The organism is Trebonia kvetii, from assembly GCF_007827045.1.
GTDB classification, from domain to species: Bacteria; Actinomycetota; Actinomycetes; order Streptosporangiales; family Streptosporangiaceae; genus Trebonia; species Trebonia kvetii.
In genome coordinates this window covers 1-255 of the sequence record NZ_RPFW01000083.1, presented here as the reverse complement: position 1 = coordinate 255, position 255 = coordinate 1, and the positions used below count along the sequence as shown (strand labels likewise).

The window sequence follows — 255 nt, the reverse complement described above, 5'->3', positions numbered from 1 at the left end:
TGCTCATCGACGAGTGCTGGCGGGGCCGCCGGTGGGTGGTCGAGACGGACATCGCTTCCTGCTTCTCGGCAATCCCGCACGAGGGGCTCATGGAGGCGGTGGAGGAACGGATCTGCGACCAGCCGGTGCTGAAGCTCCTGCGCGCGATGCTGCGCGCCGGGGTAATGGAAGACGGCCAGGTCCGCCGGGAGGCGTCCGGGACCGCGCAGGGCGGGGTGATCAGCCCCGTCATGTGCAACGTCTACCTGCACCGGC

Annotated in this window: 1 protein-coding gene; it reads left to right on the top strand. The window is 69.8% G+C overall.

What is annotated here, in order from left to right:
* Positions 1–35: 35 nt before the first annotated feature.
* Positions 36–255: reverse transcriptase domain-containing protein (locus EAS64_RS47900; protein WP_369333581.1), on the top strand; the 220-nt coding region annotated here is incomplete at its 3' end.